Genomic DNA, 19,631 nt, shown 5'->3' with positions numbered 1-19,631 from the left:
AGAATGAGGAAACATGAACACGATACTAACCACGCAATGTGCCGATGATGTAGGCTTAATAGCTAAAATCACCGGACTTTGCCACCAACATAATTTAAATATTACCCGCAATAATGAATTTGTAGATAAAGACGCTCAACGCTTTTTTATGCGCACTGAATTAACTGGCGTACCAGCGCCTGACTTTTTAAATCAATTACAGGCTTTACTGCCCGATGGCGCGCAATTAGCACTGCACACTGACGCGAAAACTAAAGTGGTGTTATTAGCGACTAAAGAAGCGCATTGCTTAGGCGGCGTATTACTAAAGCAATTTGAGCAAGCGCTGAATATTGAAGTATTGGCTGTAATTGCTAATTACCCTGACTTAGCACCATTGGCGAAGGGCTTTGAGGTGCCGTTTCATGTGGTCAGCCATGAAGGGCTATCACGCGCTGAACACGACCTGCAAGTGGGTGACTTAATTGCTAGTTACAAACCAGATATTATTGGCCTGGCTAAATACATGCGAATTTTAAGTCCTGAGTTTGTTGGCCGCTTTGACGGTAAAATTATCAATATTCATCATTCTTTTTTGCCAGCATTTATCGGTGCTAAGCCATATCACCAGGCATTTGAACGGGGTGTAAAGATCATTGGTGCAACGGCGCATTTTGTTAATAATGAGCTCGATGAAGGGCCAATTATCATGCAAGACGTAACTCATGTTAATCATGCAAATACCGCAGAAATGATGGCGAAGATGGGTAAAGACGTTGAAAAAAGCGTATTTTGTAAAGCATTGCAATTAGCCTCTGAGCATAAGCTATTTATTAATGGCAACCGTACAGTGGTGTTTAGTTAGGTAAAACAGTGCAGAAATAAAGAGGCCCTAGGCCTCTTTATTTTTATTATTGAATAACTTCGACGTTGTAATTATTGTGCTTGCTCGATAGGTTCGAGTTGTAATTTTGCTGCAATGAGTACCGCTTGAGTACGGTTATAAACCCCGAGTTTACGGAATATAGCAGTAATGTGTGCTTTAATTGTTGCTTCTGAAATATGTAATTCGTAGGCAATTTGTTTATTCAACAAACCTTCATGTAGATACTGTAGCACTTTATATTGTTGTGGCGTGAGTGAGGCAACTTGAGCGGCGATTTCTTTATCTTCATTAGTTATGCTCGCTACTTTGTCTTTTAGTTCGCTAGGCAGCCATACATCGCCTTCTAGAATTTGATTAATTGCGCCAGCAATATCATCGGATGATGACGATTTAGGAATAAATCCCATCGCCCCGTAGCTCATTACTTTTGAAACAATATTGATGTCTTCACTACCAGAGACAACGGCAATTGGTAAACTTGGGTAATCTTCGCGAATGCGGATCAGGCCGTATAAATCGCCACTACCTGGCATATGTAGGTCTAGTAATAAGATGTCTAAATCTTCTTGTTCGCTCAGCACCTGCAATGTTGTGTCAAAATTTTCTGATTCGAAAACTTCTAAGTCGTCAAACTTTGCAGTTAATGCCCCTTTTAGTGCTTCACGGAATAACGGGTGGTCGTCCGCTATTAAAAACTGACTCATGGTTCACTCCTAATGAATTCGGCTGTCATCTATCGAATAGCTGACAGCCGATATACTACGTTTAGAATCAACTTCTAATCAAGTTTTTAACGCATATTTAACGATTTAATCGGTTCTCGATTAATTCATCAACCACACTTGGATCGGCAAGTGTTGAGGTATCACCTAGTTGTTCGTGCTCATTTGCAGCGATTTTACGTAAAATACGACGCATGATTTTTCCAGAGCGAGTTTTCGGTAAACCCGGTGACCATTGGATCATATCAGGCGATGCTATTGGGCTTAATTCTTTACGTACCCAGTTACGTACTTCTTTAGTTAGTTCATCACTAACCGTTACCCCCTCATTTGGGGTAAGGTAAACATAAATACCTTGGCCTTTAATATCGTGCGGGTAACCGACAACAGCGGCTTCGGCAACCGCAGGGTGAGCAACCAGTGCACTTTCAATTTCGGCAGTACCTAAGCGATGTCCTGATACGTTTAGCACGTCATCAACACGGCCGGTGATCCAGTAGTAACCATCTTCATCACGGCGACAACCGTCACCCGTGAAATACACACCCGGATAAGCTGAGAAGTAAGTTTGTTCAAAACGTTCATGGTCACCATAAACTGTACGTGCCTGAGAAGGCCAGCTATCAAGGATAACTAAGTTACCATCAACAGCGCCTTCCAGAGTGTTACCTTCTGCATCAAATAATGCCGGCGCAATACCAAAGAATGGTCGGGTTGCAGAGCCTGGTTTCATATCTGTCGCGCCTGGTAATGGCGTGATCATGATGCCACCGGTTTCGGTTTGCCACCATGTATCTACAATTGGGCAATTACTCTTACCGATGTTTTCGTAATACCAGGTCCACGCCTCTGGATTAATTGGCTCACCAACCGAGCCCAAAATACGTAGGCTATCGCGGTTTGAAGTTGCTGTTGGCTCATCACCTTTCGCCATTAAGGCACGAATCGCGGTTGGTGCGGTATATAGAATAGTCACCTTGTGTTTATCGACCACTTCACCCATACGCCCTGCGGTTGGGTAAGTTGGTACACCTTCAAATAAGACTTGCGTACAGCCATTAACTAATGGACCGTATGCAATATAGCTGTGACCTGTGATCCAACCCACATCGGCGCTACACCAAAAAATATCGTCTTCTTTTAGATCAAACACATATTCATGGGTCATCGATGCATACACTAAATAACCACCTGTGGTATGTACAACACCTTTTGGTTGACCTGTTGAACCTGAGGTATAAAGGATAAACAGTGGATCTTCTGCATTCATCGGCTCTGGTGCACAATCTGGGGCTTGATCAGCAACTAAATCATGCCACCATACATCATGTTCATGCCACTGAACGTCGCCACCCGTTAACTGATGAACAACCACGTGCTCGATAGTGGTTACTGACTGTTGCGCTACGGCTTCATCAACATTGGCTTTTAGTGGCACAGTATTACCTGCACGGCGGCCTTCGTCAGAAGTAATGACAATTTTAGCGCCTGAATCTTTAATCCGATCTGCAATTGCTGATGGTGAGAAACCACCAAAGACTACCGAGTGAATTGCACCTAAACGCGCACATGCTTGCATTGCATAAACAGCTTGCGGTGACATGGGCATGTAAATCGCGATACGATCGCCTTTTTTCACACCGAGTTTTTTCAAACCGTTGGCAAATTTTGCCACTTCGTCATGCAGCTGTTGATAAGAAATATGTTCACTTTGCGATGGATCGTCACCTTCCCAAATTAAAGCGGTTTTATCTGCTTTAGTCGCAAGGTGGCGGTCAATACAGTTATAGGAAGCATTAAGTTCGCCATCTTCATACCATTTAATACTGATATGGCCTTTATCAAAAGAGGTGTTTTTCACTTTCGTGAAAGGTGTTGACCAATCGAGACGTTTACCGTGCTCTGCCCAAAAACCTTCAGGGTCATCAATAGATTGCTTGTAAAGTGTATTATATTTATCGTTATCAACTAAGGCTGCATTCTTGATCTGTGCAGGAACTGGATAGATACTTTGTGACATACTCGTCTCCATTTTAATTACTTGCCTAAGGCCTATCTTAAGGATCACTCAGCATAGCGAACGAAAGTATTAGACCTTAGTTGTATTATCTTTGATTTATTTCTATGTACCCAAACATACTTTCAAATATTAAGTTTTTGCACTATTAATACAAGGTGTTAATGATTTGGTTGCGTTACAAAGCAACCTGCCACCTTAGTCTAATAGACCAATAGGTAATTGAGTAAAGAGCATACTTAATCAAAAGTGGTATCACAACATAATTACAATAATGCAACAAGTAGCCCAGAATAGGACTTTGACTATGACAACTAAAGCAATAGCATTAAAAACACTTACCGCCACTGCCGTACTGTGCGCACTGACAGCCACAGCTCAGGCCGCAACCATTGGTGGCACTGATGTTACTTATGGCGGTTATGTAAAACTCGACGCAATGTGGAGTGATTATTCAGCGGGTGCGCCTGCTGGTACAAGCGTTGGCCGTGACTTTTATGTTCCAAGCACAACCCCTGTTGGTAACGATGACAACTCAGATGCAGTATTTGATATGCACGCACGTGAATCTCGCTTTAACTTTGGCACTGCGACATTATTAGATAACGGTAAAACCGTTAAAACACATATAGAGCTCGATTTTTTAGCCTCGGCGCCAGGTGGTAACGAACGTGTTTCTAATTCATATTCTCCGCGTATTCGCCATGCCTTTATTTCCTATGACGGCTGGCTATTTGGTCAAACATGGTCAAACTTTCAAAACGTAGGCGCATTACCAGAGGCTCTTGATTTTATAGGCCCAGCAGAAGGCACTGTATTTGTGCGTCAATCTCAAATTAAATACACCACGGGCGCATGGTCTTTCTCTTTAGAAAATCCAGAAAGCACAATTACTACAGATTTTACTACAAATCCACAGGGTATTAAAAGTCCATCAATGGCTGTAACCGATGATGCCTCATTGCCTGATTTTACTGCACGCTACACGCACAAAGCAGATTGGGGTAACTTTGTCGTTGCTGCACTTGCTCGCCAATTAACATATAAAGTTGGCGGTGTTGATGCCGATGAAACCTCATTTGGTATCAGTGCATCGGGTATGGTGAAGTTTGGTGAAGACAACCTTAAATTCATGCTTACCCAAGGTAAAGGTTTAGGTCGCTATGTTGGCGTTAATGTAGCACATGGTGCGGTACTTAACGGTAATGATTTAGATGCGATTGATTCAACGTCTGGTTTTATAGCTTATCAACATAAATGGAACAGCAAATGGCGTTCGACCTTTTTATACTCGTTTTTCTCAGCCGATAACAACACAGACTTACTTTCAATTTCAGGTGATCCGACCGAGTCTAGTCAAAGCTATAGCGCAAACATTCTATACTCACCGGTTAAACGCTTAACCTTTGGTGCTGAGTTTAAACATGCAGAGCGTGAACTAGAAAGTGGCGTAGATGGCGATATGGAACGCTTACAGTTCTCAGTGAAGTACGCATTCTAAGTTAAAAATAAAATTATATTACTTCCTTAAGCGGCTTTGGCCGCTTTTTTTTATTGCCTGTGATATATTTTATCAAAGATCAACAATCTACACTCAATTGGATTAAGGTCTTGGCTGTTACAAACACAAAAAAGCCGCTAAATAATTTAGCGGCTTTTTTACGATTAAGCTCGGGTCAAATCGCGCTTATTCAATACCTTTAAAGCTCAGCATCATCTGCTAGTAAAGCATCTTCAATATCGTCAGGCTTGATAGTTGCTTTTAATAACAACATGTCACGTAACTTACCTTCAATCTCATTTGAAATCTCAGGGTTCTCTTTTAAGAACTTGATTGAGTTAGACTTACCTTGACCAACTTTATTACCATTGTAGCTGTACCAAGCACCCGCTTTTTCAACCAACTTATGTTTAACACCTAAGTCAATTAGCTCGCCATGTTTAGAGATACCTTCACCGTACATGATAATAAATTCAGCTTGTTTAAACGGTGGAGCAACTTTGTTTTTCACCACTTTAACCCGGGTTTCGTTACCCACCACTTCATCGCCCTCTTTAACAGAGCCGATACGACGAATATCTAAACGTACTGACGCGTAGAATTTAAGTGCGTTACCGCCGGTGGTGGTTTCAGGGTTACCAAACATAACACCAATTTTCATACGGATTTGGTTAATGAAAATACATAAAGTGTTAGAGCGTTTGATATTACCAGTTAGCTTACGTAATGCTTGTGACATTAAACGTGCTTGTAGACCCATGTGCGAATCGCCCATGTCGCCTTCAATCTCAGCTTTTGGTGTAAGTGCAGCAACCGAGTCGACCACAACCACGTCAACCGCGCTTGAGCGAACTAACATGTCGCAAATTTCAAGTGCTTGTTCACCGGTATCTGGTTGTGAAACTAATAACTCATCAATATTTACGCCTAATTTTTGTGCGTAAATTGGGTCAAGTGCGTGCTCAGCATCAACGAATGCGCAGGTTTTACCTTCTTTTTGTGCTTCAGCAATAACTTGTAATGTTAGCGTGGTTTTACCTGATGATTCAGGACCATATATTTCAACGATACGTCCCATAGGTAAACCACCTATGCCTAATGCGATATCAATGCCCAGAGAGCCCGTTGATACAGCGTCAATATCTAACGCTTTGTTATCACCCAATTTCATGATTGAGCCTTTACCAAATTGACGCTCAATTTGAGATAAAGCAGCGTCCAACGCTTTTTGTTTGTTATCGTTCATTTTACTCTCCAAATCCGGCTAATGCAGACAAGTATACTGTATGAAATCACAGTATCAAGCTAATTTTATTAATTTATCTTTCCTATAATAGTTTTTAAAGCATAAACAATAGCTTGCAATCTAACCTGTGCCCTATCGCCTGCAAATATTTGTTGGCTCGGATACTGTTTATCGCCAATTTGAATGCAAAACCATACTAAACCTACTGGTTTCTCAGCACTGCCACCGCCTGGCCCTGCAATCCCCGATACCGCAACTGCAATATCAGCACCAGCGGCCTTACAAGCGCCGGCCGCCATTTGCAATACGGTTTGCTCGCTCACTGCGCCGTATAAAGCTAAGGTTTGCTCTGCAACCCCCAGTAAATCCTGCTTTGCTTGATTACTGTAAGTAACGAATGCACGGTCAATATAAGCCGAGCTGCCTGGGGTATCGGTTAGTGCATAACTCACTCCTCCACCAGTACATGATTCAGCACTAGTGATCCATAAGCGTTTATCCGTTAAAATAGCGCCTAATTGCGCAGCAAGTGTTTTAATCTCTTGATGTAATTCCATATTCAGCCTTTGGGTAAATACATGTCGTTCGATCTTTATGCACCACACACTATAAGTCAACAAACGCCGATGATGCAGCAGTATCTAAAAATAAAATCTGAGCATCGTGATATTTTACTTTTTTATCGCATGGGTGACTTTTACGAGCTATTTTTTGATGATGCAAAACGTGCAGCACAATTGCTTGATATTTCACAAACTCACCGTGGTAAAGCCGGTGGCGATCCTATTCCGATGGCAGGCGTCCCTTATCATGCGGTAGAAAATTACCTAGCCCGCTTAGTTCAAATGGGTGAATCCGTTGCGATATGTGAACAAGTGGGCGACCCTGCAACCAGTAAGGGACCTGTTGAGCGTAAAGTAGTGCGCATTGTTACCCCTGGGACTATTTCTGATGAAGCATTATTACAAGAGCGCCAAGATAATTTACTGACCAGCGTTTGGCAAAGTAAAAAAGGTGTATTTGGGGTTGCCTACTTAGATATTAACTCAGGTCGTTTTAATATTGTTGAAGTAAATACTGAAGAAGCATTTAGCTCAACCTTACAGCGCTTAACACCGGCAGAGTTACTGTATAGCGAAGACTTTAGCAACTTTCATTTAATTGAGCATATTAAAGGTATTCGTCGTCGCCCTGAGTGGGAGTTTGATTTAGACACCGCCCAACATTTGTTATGCGAGCAGTTTGGTACTAAAGATTTAGTCGGTTTTGGGGTTGATAAAGCAACTGCTGCATTAGTTGCCGCCGGTTGCCTTATGCAATATGTGAAAGACACGCAGCGAATTGCCCTTCCCCATATTCGCGCCATCACTTTAGAGCATAACGAGCATGCGGTGATCTTAGATGCCGCCACCCGTAAAAACTTAGAGCTGACAGTCAATCTTTCTGGTGGCTTTGAAAACACCTTAGCACAAGTACTTGATAAAACAGCAACAGCGATGGGCTCACGGCTATTAAAGCGTCGTATTCATACGCCAATACGTTCTAAACCTGAGCTTAACGCTCGCCTTAATGCCATTAGTGCCATTATCGACGTACAGCTGTGTGGTGAGCTACATGAGTCATTAAAACAAATAGGTGATATTGAGCGTGTTATTGCTCGTTTAGCCTTGTGGACTGCCCGCCCGCGCGATTTAACCCGTTTGCGCAGTGCACTGCAAGCCCTTGCACCATTACACCAATTATTAACCGATGCCAGCGATCCACGTATTAGTCAAATCGTTGCGCAATCTCCTGAATTACCTGAGTTACAGCAATTACTCGAACAAGCCGTGATTGAAAACCCACCGGTACTTATTCGTGATGGTGGCGTCATTGCCCCAGGTTACAACAGTGAACTCGATGAATGGCGCTCATTAAGCCAAGGCGCAACAGATGTACTAGAACAACTCGAGCAGCGCGAGCGCGAGCGCACCGGTATTAGCACTTTAAAAATTGGCTATAACCGCGTGCATGGTTTCTTTATTGAAGTGAGCCGTGCTAATGCCCATTTAGTGCCCGCTGATTACATTCGTCGTCAAACACTTAAAAATAATGAACGCTATATAATCCCAGAACTTAAAGAGCACGAAGACAAAGTACTCGGTAGCCAGTCAAAAGCACTGGCGCTTGAAAAACAGCTATACGAACAACTGTTTGAGTTTATTGCTCCACACATTGAGCAGCTACAAATGATGGCAGCCGCATTGGCAGATTTAGATGTGCTAAATAACTTAGCTGAGCGTGCGATTGCGCTTAATTATGCTAAACCTGAACTTTGTGATAGTGACGATATCAGCATCAAGCAAGGCCGCCATCCAGTGGTTGAACAAGTCATGAAAGACCCATTCATAGCCAACCCGGTAGAGCTTAATGCACAGCGTAAAATGCTGATCATCACAGGGCCAAATATGGGTGGTAAATCAACCTATATGCGCCAAACAGCACTGATTGTGTTAATGGCGCACATTGGTAGCTTTGTGCCAGCAGACAGCGCTAAGATTGGTAATATCGACCGTATATTTACACGTATTGGCGCCAGTGATGATTTGGCATCAGGGCGTTCAACTTTTATGGTCGAGATGACGGAAACCGCCACTATACTTAACAATGCCACTGCACAATCACTCGTGTTAATGGATGAAATTGGCCGTGGCACCAGTACTTACGATGGTCTATCACTGGCTTATGCAACAGCGGATCATTTAGCATCAAAAATATCGGCAAAAACCTTGTTTGCCACCCATTATTTTGAATTAACCGAACTTGCCGAGCAACAAGCTGGACTGGTGAATGTTCATTTAGATGCAATAGAGCATAACGACACCATTGCCTTTATGCATACGGTACTTGATGGCGCTGCAAGCAAAAGCTTTGGTTTACAAGTAGCAGCGCTTGCTGGGGTGCCTAAAGCGGTGATCAAACACGCTAAGCAAAAGCTGAAAATGCTCGAAAATCATCAGCCAGTCACTGCCGATATTAATGCAGTACAGCCTTCATTATTCGAATCTGAACCATCACAGGTAGAAGCACAACTCGCTGAAATTGATATTGATGACTTAAGTCCGCGCCAAGCCCAAGACTTACTTTATAAATTAAAAGCATTACTTTAATTATTTGATTGAGCAAAAAAAAATAGCTGAAGAGATTATCTCTTCAGCTACTCAAATTTGGCTATAATGTGTGTCTATTTTTGTGTGTTATGAGAACTGATCAAACAAGCTATCAGTACTTAACCCTTCATGTTGTAAAATATCTTTTAAGCGGCGCAGTGCTTCAACTTGAATTTGTCTTACTCGCTCACGCGTTAAACCAATTTCACGGCCAACATCTTCAAGCGTTGATGGCTCATAGCCTAATAGACCAAAACGACGCGCTAATACCTCACGTTGTTTCGGGTTCAATTCACCCAACCAGTCAACAATGTGCTTATTAATATCATTGTTTTGTACTTCACCTTCCGGACCAAAGCCTTTTTCATCGGCGATAATATCGAGTAATGCTTTATCATTTTCGCCACCAATTGGCGTATCTACAGAGGTGATTTTTTCATTTAATCGCAGCATTTTAGTCACGTCTTCAACGGGTCTATCTAAAGAGGCTGCAATTTCTTCTGCTGTCGGTTCATGGTCAAGCTTTTGGGTTAACTCACGTGCGGTACGTAAATAAACATTAAGCTCTTTTACCACATGGATTGGTAAACGGATTGTGCGCGTTTGATTCATAATGGCACGTTCAATGGTTTGGCGGATCCACCAAGTCGCATAAGTAGAAAATCGAAAACCACGTTCAGGGTCAAATTTTTCTACCGCGCGGATCAAACCTAGGTTACCTTCTTCGATTAAATCTAATAGCGCTAAGCCACGGTTATTATAACGGCGGGCGATTTTTACAACTAAACGGAGGTTACTTTCAATCATGCGTTTGCGGGAGGCACTGCAGCCTTTTAACGCTTTGCGGGCAAAAAACACTTCTTCTTCGGCGCTCAACAGCGGTGAAAAACCAATCTCACCTAGATACAGTTGAGTCGCATCTAAATTTTTAGTGATTTCCTCTTTGGCAAATATTTCATCTTCTTTGTCATCATCTTTATCGACGTCATCTAACAATTCAGAAGCAGCATCTTCTACCGCTATATCATCAAACTTATCATCAACCGCGTTTTTCGTCTTCTCGATTTTTGCTGTGTTACCCATGAGCGTACCCTCAAGCAAATAAGTGACCTTATATCACTGTGTTCAATACCCGATAGCTAAGGCAAATACTTCTCGGGATTAACAGCCTGTCCTCGATAACGGATCTCAAAACGCAATGCCGTTACGTCAGAATCTGAACTGCCAATCTCTGCGATTTTTTGCCCAGCTTTCACATCCTGTTTTTCTTTCACTAATAACTTAGAGTTATGTGCGTAAGCACTAAGGTAATCATCATTATGTTTCAAAATGATTAAATTACCGTACCCTCTAAGTGCATTCCCCGCGTATACAACTGTTCCTTGTGCAGCAGCAACTACAGCCACACCTTTTTTATTAGTAATTTGTAACCCTTTATAGCCATTTTCTTTGCTTGAAAACCGCTGTGTTACTGTCCCTTTAGCCGGCCAAGACCAATGTACCTTTCCTGGAATCAAACTGTTGGAATTACTAACTTTTTTACTAGCTTGTTTTTGAACATACTCTCGTTGTTTTGGCTGATCAAGCTCTTTCTTTAATTTTTTGTTATTTTTTTGTGGTTCTTTTGTAGACTTTTTACTCGAATTCGTATATTTTTTCTGCTTTTTTGTTTTTGCTGCTGGTTTTTTAAACGAAACCACTTGTCCGGGATGAATAATGTAAGGGGCTGGAATATCATTATTTTTTGCCAACGTGCGAAAATCTTGCTGGGCGCTGAAGGCTATTGAATAGAGCGTATCGCCTTTTTTTACAATATAGCGATCGCCATTAATATTCACTTTGCTAGTGTAGGGTTTAACGCTGGTATTTAAACTACTGACTGGCGCTGGCGCTTGGCGAGAAGAGCAAGCACTGAGCAAAACACTTGTAAATAAAGTAACATAGAAAATGTACTGCTTATTCATAGTGTTTTGCTCCTTGTATTAATAATTGTGGTTTTTAATGCTTAACGCAATAAAAAGTATGCAACCACCACTAAAATCACTAATCCCCAGCCAAGTGCTTCAACGTATTGACGTAATTTTTGCTCCATTTTTACTCCGCCCCATTTCATCAGTGCTGAGACTAAAAAGAAACGCGCGCCGCGACCAACCGCAGAAGCTAACAAAAAAGGTAAAAACGCCATATGTAAAAGCCCTGCACCTATGGTAAACACTTTATAGGGTATGGGGGAAAAGCCCGCTAAAAATACCACCCACACGCCATACTCCTTAAACCAATTTAAGGCAATATTAAACTTTTCTTGCCAGCCCATTTGCGCGATTAGAGGCTCTACTACAGGTTCAAACAACCAAAACCCGAGTAAATAACCCAACACACCGCCAAGCACTGAAGCAACCGTAGCAAATGTAGCAAAACGCCATGCTTTGCTTGGTTGTGCCAGCGACATCGGCGCAAGCATTACATCCGGTGGAATAGGAAAAATAACTGATTCAGCAAAACTCATCCCTGCTAAATAACGCTCTGCGTGGCGATGTTTTGCCCACACTAATGCCATATCATACAACTTAGTAAACAATTTCAAAGTGACTTCCTATTCAATATCGCCAGGCACTAAAGGCACAAACCTAACTGGCGCAATAACATGTTGAGTAAATTTTTCGCCTTCGCGTACAACCATAACCAGTTGTTGGTCTTCATTACCAATTGGCGCAATCATCACCCCCCCATCACTGAGTTGGTCAAGTAATGCCTGCGGTACCTGCGATGCAGCGGCAGTGACAATAATGCCGTCAAATGGTGCTTGCGACTGCCAACCTTGCCAGCCATCGCCATGTTTCATGGAAACATTATAAAGATCAAGGTTATGTAAACGGCGCTTAGCTTGCCATTGTAACGCTTTAATACGTTCCACCGAAAATACTTTTGTAAAGGTTTTAGCCAATATTGCGGTTTGGTAGCCAGAGCCAGTGCCAATTTCGAGTACTTTTTCACGTACCCCAGCTAAACGCAGCAGCTCCGTCATCCGCGCAACAATATAAGGCTGTGAGATTGTTTGCCCTTGGCCGATTGGCAGCGCTGTATTTTGATAAGCTTTGTGTTTAAGCACATCATCTATAAAAAAATGCCGTGGAATATCAGCAATAGCGCTGAGCACCACTTTATCTTCAACACCCTCACGCTGTAATAATTCAGCCAGCGCACGTGCGCTGCGAGTATAATTAGCCAGCACCGTTGATCTCCATTGTTTTCAGCCAATCTCCTACCGCTACTAAACTGTCTTTCGCCGTCATATCAACACTTAACGGGGTAACTGAAGCATAGCCATTATTAATTGCGTAAAAGTCAGTGCCAACACCTGCATCACTTTCAGGCCCCAACACACCGTACCAGTATATATCGCGGCCCCATGGATCTTGTTGTTTTGTCATGGTTTCGGCTTTATGGCGCGCGCCTAACCGGGTAACTTGTACGCCTTTAAGCTCAGATAAAGGAATATCTGGCACATTGATATTGATGATTTGATCTTTTGGTAGCGGATGAGAAGCTAGCTCTTTAATTATGCTTACAGTCACCGCGGCTGCCGTTTCAAAGTGATTGCCTTCTTTAGAACATAACGATACAGCCACTGCGGGCAACCCCAAATGACGACCTTCAGTTGCAGCGGCAACTGTACCAGAGTACAAGGTATCATCACCTAAATTAGCGCCGTGATTAATACCGGCAACCACCAGATTGGGTTTTTCAGTCAGTAATTCATTAACGCCCAAATGCACACAATCAGTTGGGGTGCCATTGACCGAAATAAAGCCATTATCAAGCGTGGTTGCCCGCAGTGGGTTCATTAAAGTTAACGAGTTGCTTGCGCCGCTGCAATTGCGATCAGGTGCCACTAAGGTAACCTCTGCAATTTGCATCAGTGCTTGGTACAACACCGCAATCCCTTTTGCATTTACGCCATCGTCATTACTTAGCAGAATCTTCATCTTCAGCGTCCTTTTCTTTATGTACACGGGGGCTGGCATCAGTGTAATCCACCAGCTCACGTAATAATGCCGTAGCAAAGGTACCTTTAGGTAAGCCAAAACTTAATTTAATGGTGGTTTCGTCAATCGTTGCTACGGTTAAATCTTGTGGTATCAAGCGCAGCATTCTACGTTCATTTTTAAGCCCTAATTCACCAAGCCCATCACACCACTCTTGATAAGGTGCCAGCCATAATTTTTCTTGTTCGGTGAGACCTTTTTCACTTTTACCCACCAAAGGCGCAGACATCATAATGTCGCCAGAGGCAAGGCGAGCGATATTTTCATCGCTAATTGCATCTTCAAAAAAAGCATTACTGCCACTGAGCATAAACACTTCTCGGTGCATCGTTTTCGCTAGGCCGTGCTCAGCAACACGTAAGTTCACAATTTGATTAAACACATAAGAGCGTGCCGCAGAGATAATTAAACCGCGCAACTTTTTATCGCGAATGCGCTCACCGGCAAACATCCGCTTGGCCATTTCAAGATTATGCCCATCGTGACCAAAGCGTTGCTCACCAAAGTAGTTAGGTACACCGGCACGTACGGCATTAATTCTACAAAGGATATCTAACGGCTGTGTGACATTGCGCAGCGTAATAGTAAATTTATTCCCTTTATGGCAGCCAGTACGTAATTTACGGTTATGGCGCTGCTGGGCAATGATAAAAACCGAGTCACTATTGAGCTCAGTGAAATCAATTTCTTTTTTTATTGGTACCGGCACACTGAACCACTGACTACACACACCGTGGCGGTCTTTCATACCTGCGTAACTTACATCACGCAGTGAGATCCCCGCTTTTTGGGCTAATAACTTAGCAACGTACTGAGTGTTTTCACCTTTTTTTACCACCTGTAAACACACATGTTCACCGCTGCCGGTAAATTCTATGCCTAGGTCTTCATCCACCATAAAATCTTCAGCACTGGTTTTAAAATCCGCTTTAGATAATGGCGCACCGTATAAATAGTTTAACTCACTCATAGTGATTGTTTACTCATAATTACCACGGCATGACTTGAAATACCCTCTTTACGGCCTTCAAAACCGAGCTTTTCGGTGGTGGTGGCTTTGACGTTTACTTGGCTAAGTTCAGCATTTAAATCAGCGGCCAGATTAGTACGCATAGCTTGGATGTGCGGCAACATTTTTGGCGCTTGCGCTACAATCGTCACATCAGCATTGCCCAGCTCATAACCTTGCTGTTTAGCTAAATCAACTACGTGGCGCAGCAAAATACGGCTATCTATATTTTCATATTCACTAGCCGTATCAGGAAAGTGCTTACCAATATCTCCCAGCGCCAAGGCACCTAAAATTGCGTCACATAACGCGTGAATAGCAACATCACCGTCGGAATGCGCTAAAAAGCCTTGCGGGTAAGCAATCTTTTCACCACAAATAGTTAACGGGCCTTCGCCACCAAATTTATGGACATCGAAGCCATGGCCGATTCGAATCATAATGCATTCTCACTGTGTTGTTTTTGGAGTAAAAAGTTGGCTAAATCTAAATCTTCTGGAGTGGTTATTTTAATATTATCACTGCGACCTGCAACTAGCTTAACAGGCTTCTTAGCCCATTCAATTGCTGAGGCTTCATCGGTAATTGTTACCTGTTGAGCGAGCGCACTTTGTAGCGCCTGAGTTAAATCATGGTACTTAAATAATTGCGGAGTCAACGCTTGCCATAAGTCATCTCGTGGCACGGTTTGCTCACTATGTGTGCTACCACGTTTAATGGTGTCTTTGACTTTACAGGCTAAAATGCCACCTTCATTGGCGCTAATACATTCAGTTAGTAAGTGCTCAACATCAGCTAGTGTGACTAATGGCCTTGCGGCATCATGTACTAACACCCAGTCAGGCGGGTTATCTGCCAATGCCAATAAGCCATTAAGAACTGAGTCGGCGCGCTCTTTTCCGCCGCTTGCTCGCACAATGCGTTGATCGATAAACGCTAAAGAATCAAAGTAGGGATCATCATCACTAACCGCCACAATAATACTGGTTGCTTGCTTTAACTGCGCTAACTTAGCCAGCGTATGCTCAAGAATAGTTTTGCCTGCCAAACGTATATATTGCTTTGGGGCGGAGTGTTGCATTCGACTTCCCACGCCAGCGGCAGGGACTATTACTGCAAGTGTATAATTAGTTTTCATTGAGTTGTTGCCCAGGTAAAACACGAATAAATGTTTCGCCGGGTTTGATCATCCCTAATTCATTACGGGCACGCTCTTCTACCCCTTCTTGGCCAAGCTTTAAATCTTCAATGTCGGCTTTAAGTACTTTATTTCGTTTAAGTAGCTGAGCGTTGGTATCCTGATGAGAAGTAACAGCGGCTTTTAAACGACTATAATCTTGTACTCCATTGTGGCCAAACCATAATCGGTATTGTACAAATAACGCTAAACACAGCAGCGTGAGTTGAAACAGTCGCATTAAACACTCCTTGGTTTTACTCTACCAGTACAAATTTATAATGCGCTTAAGGCAACTGGTATTATATTTTTTTAACTCGAACATGGGGGCGCTTTAAATTACGCCAATTGATATTACCTGCTAACAGCATTTCTCTCAGTGATAATGTTCGCGGTGTGATACGTTTGTCAAAAGACCATTGATGACCACAACATGCAGCGGCCATTGTTGCTTTTGTAGGCTTTAATAACACCACCGATTGCCCCTCAAGAGGCTGCCCTTGGTCATCAAACCAACCATGCTCATTACAATGAAGTTTATTGTCGCTTACTTGGTCGATGCTGTCTATTGCAACACGGGTTTGATTTGCGCGATTAAGTAAAAGCGGCACAATTAAACCCAGCTTTTTATGTGTTTGATAAAAATCATCATTACTTTTTTCGTTAGGAGGCTGTAGCTTTTGCTTATCGAGCCAACTGCCATTATAGGGATCTAACTGAAAAGGAACCTGACCATTAACCACCGCGGCTGCCGCACGTTCAATATAAAAAGGAAGGCTTTTTAATCGTTTACGCAGGCGTTGCTCATTAGGTTCAGCGACTAACAAAGCAATTTCTCGCGCATAAAAGGCATTACACAGCTGCGTGTACAGCACACGCTGCGCATCAGATTGCCAAATATCGACTTGTTGAAAAGGGTCGCTTGCAGCCAACGATTATACTCAAAAACATCTAGTTGCTTGTTTTATAGCACAGTATTGACTGCTTTTTAAGCTCTGCAATTTACCTAAATAACGTTCAAGTTACTTAACGTCAGCCTTTGTGCCTAATTTTGCATCGCCAGTTGCTAAAAATTGCACTACTTCATTACGTTTTTTGCCAAGCAACAAACTGCCATCGGCTAAAAACATAAAGTTCTGCCAATTGCGTTTAAACACATCAAAACTGGTTTCGATGATGTTGTCACGAGCCATACAAAAATACACCGTAGTGTTAGCTTGCCAATCAAGATGAGCTAAAATCTCTGTAGGCAACTGCTCTGCACCTTCTTCCCAGGCAGCTTCCCATGTAATAGTTTGCGAGAAATTGTCGTCATTGCCACACCAATCTGTTTTTTCAAAAAAATCAGGGTGATCATGCTCTCGGCTCACCATAGTGCTCCATAAAACTGCGGCACGCTCATGGCTCATAGGTTTAATTAAAGTAAGGTCTTGGTCTGTTACTGGCGCATCTTGATGGCGAAAAACCCACGCTTTTTTGTAATCATCTAACGAAATATAGTTCATAGTATTGGCAAATTAGTTAGCATTAAAAGTGCAAAGATAAATTATACAAGAGATCAAAACATGACTACAGCAATAAAACCACATACCCTCAAATCAGGCATATACCAACACTACAAAGGGCCTAAATACAAAGTGCTTTATGTTGCCACCCACAGTGAAACCGAAGAACAATTGGTGATTTACCAAGCCTTATATGGTGAGTTTGGCATGTGGGCACGACCACTGAGTATGTTTAGCGAAACCGTCGAGAAAGACGGCCAAATTATTCCTCGCTTTGCATACCTTGGAGAGGTTGAATAACTATGGCATGATAGTCATATTGTTTACTGCTCAGACCAGATAAGGTATTTACGTGCAATTTAATTCTACAGATAACTACATCGCAAGTTCAGCGTTAAAACAAGCGGTGAATGCGGCGATATTGCTGGAAAAGCCATTATTAATTAAAGGCGAGCCTGGTACGGGTAAAACCATGCTGGCTGAGGAGCTGGCTAAAAGCTTAGATACTACGCTTATTCAATGGCATATCAAATCAACCACCAAAGCCCAGCAAGGCTTATACGAATACGATGCAGTATCGCGTTTGCGCGACAGCCAATTGGGTGATGAGCGCGTGCATGATATTGGCAACTACATAGTAAAAGGCAAGCTTTGGCAGGCATTTATCTACGGCGAGGAGCATAATAAGCGCCCAGTATTATTGATTGATGAAATTGATAAAGCCGATATCGAATTCCCGAACGACTTGCTATTAGAGCTTGATAAAATGGAGTTTCATGTTTATGAAACCGGCGAGCGCATTGTCGCCAAACAGCGCCCTATTGTGATCATCACCTCTAATAACGAAAAAGAATTGCCCGATGCATTCTTACGCCGTTGTTTTTTCCATTATATTGACTTTCCATCTACCGATGAAATGCAGCAAATTATTGATGTGCATCACCCTCACGTTAAGCAAGATTTAGTACGCCAAGCGCTGGAAGTATTTTTTGGCCTACGTGAAGTAAACGGCATTAAGAAAAAGCCTTCCACCAGCGAACTACTCGATTGGCTTAAATTATTAATGGCTGAAGACATCGATGCAAAAACGCTGCACGATAAAACTCAAAAAGGCGGTTTAATGCCAATGTTTGGCGCGCTTTTAAAAAATGAGCAAGATATCAGCCTGATTGAAAAACTTGCCTTTATGAGCCGCCGCTAAGATGTTGATTGCGTTTTTCTTCAAATTACGTGAATACCGTTTACCTGTCAGTTTGCGTGAGCTGCTTGATTTGATCAACGCGCTAAAACAAGGTGCGGTTTTTGCTGATGTTGACGGGTTTTACTATTTAGCCCGCACTATCATGGTAAAAGACGAAACCCATTTTGACCGTTTTGATAAAGCCTTTGCCGATTACTTTAGTGGCATTGCCGATCTCGACTTACTCGAGAGCCTAAAACAACAACATGACTTACCTCATGATTGGCTACGCAAAGAGTTTGAAAAGCATCTATCTGATGAAGAAAAAGCCCAACTTAAAGCTATGGGCGGCCTTGATGAGTTAATGAAAACCCTCAAACAGCGCCTAGAAGAGCAACAAAAACGCCACGCTGGCGGCAATAAATGGGTGGGCACAGGTGGTACATCGCCATTTGGCGCGTATGGCTATAACCCTGAGGGCGTAAGGATTGGTCAAGACGGCAACCGCAATCGCCAAGCGGTAAAAGTATGGGATAAACGCGAATATAAAAACTTAGACTCTGATCGAGAAATTGGCTCGCGCACTATTAAACTCGCCCTTAAAAAACTGCGCAAGTTTGCTCGCACAGGTGCCAGTGACACCCTCGACTTAAACGAGACCATTCGCGCTACTGCCAAACAAGGCGGCATGCTTGATGTAAAAATGGCACCAGAGCGCCACAACGCGGTAAAAGTATTAATGCTGTTTGATATTGGCGGCTCAATGGATGATTACATTCACACCTGTGAAGAATTATTTAGCGCAGCTCACAGCGAGTTCAAACACTTAGAGTTTTACTACTTTCATAACTGTTTATATGAGCATGTTTGGCAAGACAACCAACGCCGCCACTCAAACGTCATCGACACCATGACGCTGATCAACAAGTTCACCAGTGACTATAAAGTGATCTTTGTTGGCGACGCCACTATGGGCCCGTATGAAATTGCCTATGCCGGCGGCTCAGTGGAACACTACAACGAAGAGCCGGGAAGTGCTTGGCTTAATCGCATCACCAATCACTTTGATAAAGTCGCGTGGCTCAACCCACAACCGGTTGAACACTGGCGTTACTATCAATCAATTGATTTTATAAAGCAGTTGATGGATAACCGCATGTACCCGCTAAGTTTGGATGGCATAAGTAATGCGATTAAAGAGCTAACATAGGTGC

The 19,631-nt window shown here is 42.7% G+C and carries 21 protein-coding genes; 6 read left to right on the top strand and 15 right to left on the bottom strand.

Features of this window, described 5'->3' with window-relative positions; genetic code table 11:
- Positions 1-13: 13 nt before the first annotated feature.
- Positions 14-844: a formyltetrahydrofolate deformylase gene (purU, locus tag NDQ71_RS15310; protein ID WP_301561804.1), complete on the top strand. Its 831-nt coding sequence runs from the start codon at positions 14-16 to the stop codon at positions 842-844.
- Positions 845-915: 71 nt separating this feature from the next.
- On the opposite strand, the gene NDQ71_RS15305 is transcribed toward purU, so the two are convergent.
- Positions 916-1,569 (bottom strand): response regulator transcription factor, encoded by a 654-nt coding sequence (locus tag NDQ71_RS15305; protein WP_064665485.1) that lies wholly within the window; start codon positions 1,567-1,569, stop codon positions 916-918.
- A gap of 97 nt (positions 1,570-1,666) precedes the next feature.
- The gene (gene acs / locus NDQ71_RS15300; RefSeq protein ID WP_301561803.1) at positions 1,667-3,607 is read right to left on the bottom strand and encodes an acetate--CoA ligase; all 1,941 of its coding nucleotides are present in this window, start codon (positions 3,605-3,607) and stop codon (positions 1,667-1,669) included.
- 304 nt (positions 3,608-3,911) lie between these two features.
- On the opposite strand from acs, the gene NDQ71_RS15295 reads away from it, so the two are divergent.
- Positions 3,912-5,105 carry a DcaP family trimeric outer membrane transporter gene (locus tag NDQ71_RS15295; RefSeq protein WP_301561802.1) on the top strand — a complete coding sequence of 398 codons (1,194 nt, stop codon included), beginning with the start codon at positions 3,912-3,914 and terminating at the stop codon, positions 5,103-5,105.
- Positions 5,106-5,304: 199 nt separating this feature from the next.
- Here the strand turns inward: NDQ71_RS15295 and recA are convergent, their stop codons facing one another.
- The gene (gene recA, locus NDQ71_RS15290) at positions 5,305-6,351 is read right to left on the bottom strand and encodes a recombinase RecA (RefSeq protein ID WP_192542870.1); all 1,047 of its coding nucleotides are present in this window, start codon (positions 6,349-6,351) and stop codon (positions 5,305-5,307) included.
- A gap of 68 nt (positions 6,352-6,419) precedes the next feature.
- Complete coding sequence (locus NDQ71_RS15285) at positions 6,420-6,908, bottom strand: CinA family protein (protein ID WP_192542871.1); 489 nt, start codon at positions 6,906-6,908, stop codon at positions 6,420-6,422.
- A gap of 21 nt (positions 6,909-6,929) precedes the next feature.
- Between NDQ71_RS15285 and mutS the strand changes: the two genes are divergently transcribed.
- Positions 6,930-9,500, top strand: a complete 2,571-nt coding sequence (gene mutS, locus NDQ71_RS15280) for a DNA mismatch repair protein MutS (RefSeq protein WP_301561801.1) — start codon at positions 6,930-6,932, stop codon at positions 9,498-9,500.
- Between the two features lie 87 nt (positions 9,501-9,587).
- Here mutS and rpoS read toward each other — a convergent pair whose 3' ends face one another.
- The 11 genes from rpoS to NDQ71_RS15225 all read right to left on the bottom strand — a co-directional run bounded on the left by rpoS (position 9,588) and on the right by NDQ71_RS15225 (position 17,237).
- Positions 9,588-10,583 (bottom strand): RNA polymerase sigma factor RpoS, encoded by a 996-nt coding sequence (rpoS, locus tag NDQ71_RS15275; protein WP_064665478.1) that lies wholly within the window; start codon positions 10,581-10,583, stop codon positions 9,588-9,590.
- A gap of 56 nt (positions 10,584-10,639) precedes the next feature.
- Entirely contained in the window at positions 10,640-11,464 is an 825-nt protein-coding gene (locus tag NDQ71_RS15270) for a peptidoglycan DD-metalloendopeptidase family protein (protein WP_301561800.1), read from the bottom strand.
- Between the two features lie 41 nt (positions 11,465-11,505).
- Complete coding sequence (locus tag NDQ71_RS15265; RefSeq protein ID WP_064665476.1) at positions 11,506-12,084, bottom strand: YqaA family protein; 579 nt, start codon at positions 12,082-12,084, stop codon at positions 11,506-11,508.
- 9 nt (positions 12,085-12,093) lie between these two features.
- Entirely contained in the window at positions 12,094-12,732 is a 639-nt protein-coding gene (locus NDQ71_RS15260) for a protein-L-isoaspartate(D-aspartate) O-methyltransferase (protein WP_301561799.1), read from the bottom strand.
- Positions 12,722-13,486, bottom strand: a complete 765-nt coding sequence (surE, locus tag NDQ71_RS15255; RefSeq protein ID WP_301561798.1) for a 5'/3'-nucleotidase SurE — start codon at positions 13,484-13,486, stop codon at positions 12,722-12,724. The genes NDQ71_RS15260 and surE overlap by 11 nt, the downstream gene beginning before the upstream one ends.
- Positions 13,467-14,516, bottom strand: a complete 1,050-nt coding sequence (gene truD / locus NDQ71_RS15250) for a tRNA pseudouridine(13) synthase TruD (RefSeq protein WP_301561797.1) — start codon at positions 14,514-14,516, stop codon at positions 13,467-13,469. Before truD ends, surE begins: the two co-directional genes overlap by 20 nt.
- Positions 14,513-14,995, bottom strand: coding sequence for a 2-C-methyl-D-erythritol 2,4-cyclodiphosphate synthase (gene ispF / locus NDQ71_RS15245; protein WP_064665472.1), 483 nt, complete (start codon positions 14,993-14,995; stop codon positions 14,513-14,515). Before ispF ends, truD begins: the two co-directional genes overlap by 4 nt.
- Positions 14,992-15,693: a 2-C-methyl-D-erythritol 4-phosphate cytidylyltransferase gene (gene ispD, locus NDQ71_RS15240; RefSeq protein ID WP_192542878.1), complete on the bottom strand. Its 702-nt coding sequence runs from the start codon at positions 15,691-15,693 to the stop codon at positions 14,992-14,994. Before ispD ends, ispF begins: the two co-directional genes overlap by 4 nt.
- Complete coding sequence (gene ftsB / locus NDQ71_RS15235) at positions 15,683-15,973, bottom strand: cell division protein FtsB (RefSeq protein ID WP_064665470.1); 291 nt, start codon at positions 15,971-15,973, stop codon at positions 15,683-15,685. The genes ispD and ftsB overlap by 11 nt, the downstream gene beginning before the upstream one ends.
- A 61-nt stretch (positions 15,974-16,034) precedes the next feature.
- Entirely contained in the window at positions 16,035-16,664 is a 630-nt protein-coding gene (locus tag NDQ71_RS15230; RefSeq protein ID WP_301561796.1) for a hypothetical protein, read from the bottom strand.
- Between the two features lie 90 nt (positions 16,665-16,754).
- Positions 16,755-17,237, bottom strand: a complete 483-nt coding sequence (locus tag NDQ71_RS15225; protein WP_064665468.1) for a DUF2947 domain-containing protein — start codon at positions 17,235-17,237, stop codon at positions 16,755-16,757.
- A 60-nt stretch (positions 17,238-17,297) separates the two neighbouring features.
- On the opposite strand from NDQ71_RS15225, the gene NDQ71_RS15220 reads away from it, so the two are divergent.
- Genes NDQ71_RS15220 through NDQ71_RS15210 form a run of 3 tightly spaced genes read left to right on the top strand, consistent with a single transcriptional unit; the run spans position 17,298 to position 19,627 of the window.
- A complete protein-coding gene (locus tag NDQ71_RS15220) occupies positions 17,298-17,537 on the top strand; it encodes a DUF1653 domain-containing protein (RefSeq protein ID WP_301561795.1) in 240 nt (79 codons plus the stop codon).
- Positions 17,538-17,589: 52 nt separating this feature from the next.
- Positions 17,590-18,438 carry a MoxR family ATPase gene (locus NDQ71_RS15215; RefSeq protein ID WP_192542880.1) on the top strand — a complete coding sequence of 283 codons (849 nt, stop codon included), beginning with the start codon at positions 17,590-17,592 and terminating at the stop codon, positions 18,436-18,438.
- Position 18,439: 1 nt separating this feature from the next.
- Positions 18,440-19,627 carry a VWA domain-containing protein gene (locus tag NDQ71_RS15210; protein ID WP_301561794.1) on the top strand — a complete coding sequence of 396 codons (1,188 nt, stop codon included), beginning with the start codon at positions 18,440-18,442 and terminating at the stop codon, positions 19,625-19,627.
- Positions 19,628-19,631 lie beyond the last annotated feature (4 nt).

Origin of the sequence: Pseudoalteromonas sp. KG3 (assembly GCF_030436385.1) — a bacterium.
Lineage (GTDB): Bacteria > Pseudomonadota > Gammaproteobacteria > Enterobacterales > Alteromonadaceae > Pseudoalteromonas > Pseudoalteromonas prydzensis.
The sequence above is the reverse complement of the archived record's forward strand: the minus strand, read 5'-3'. Positions and strand labels throughout refer to the sequence as shown.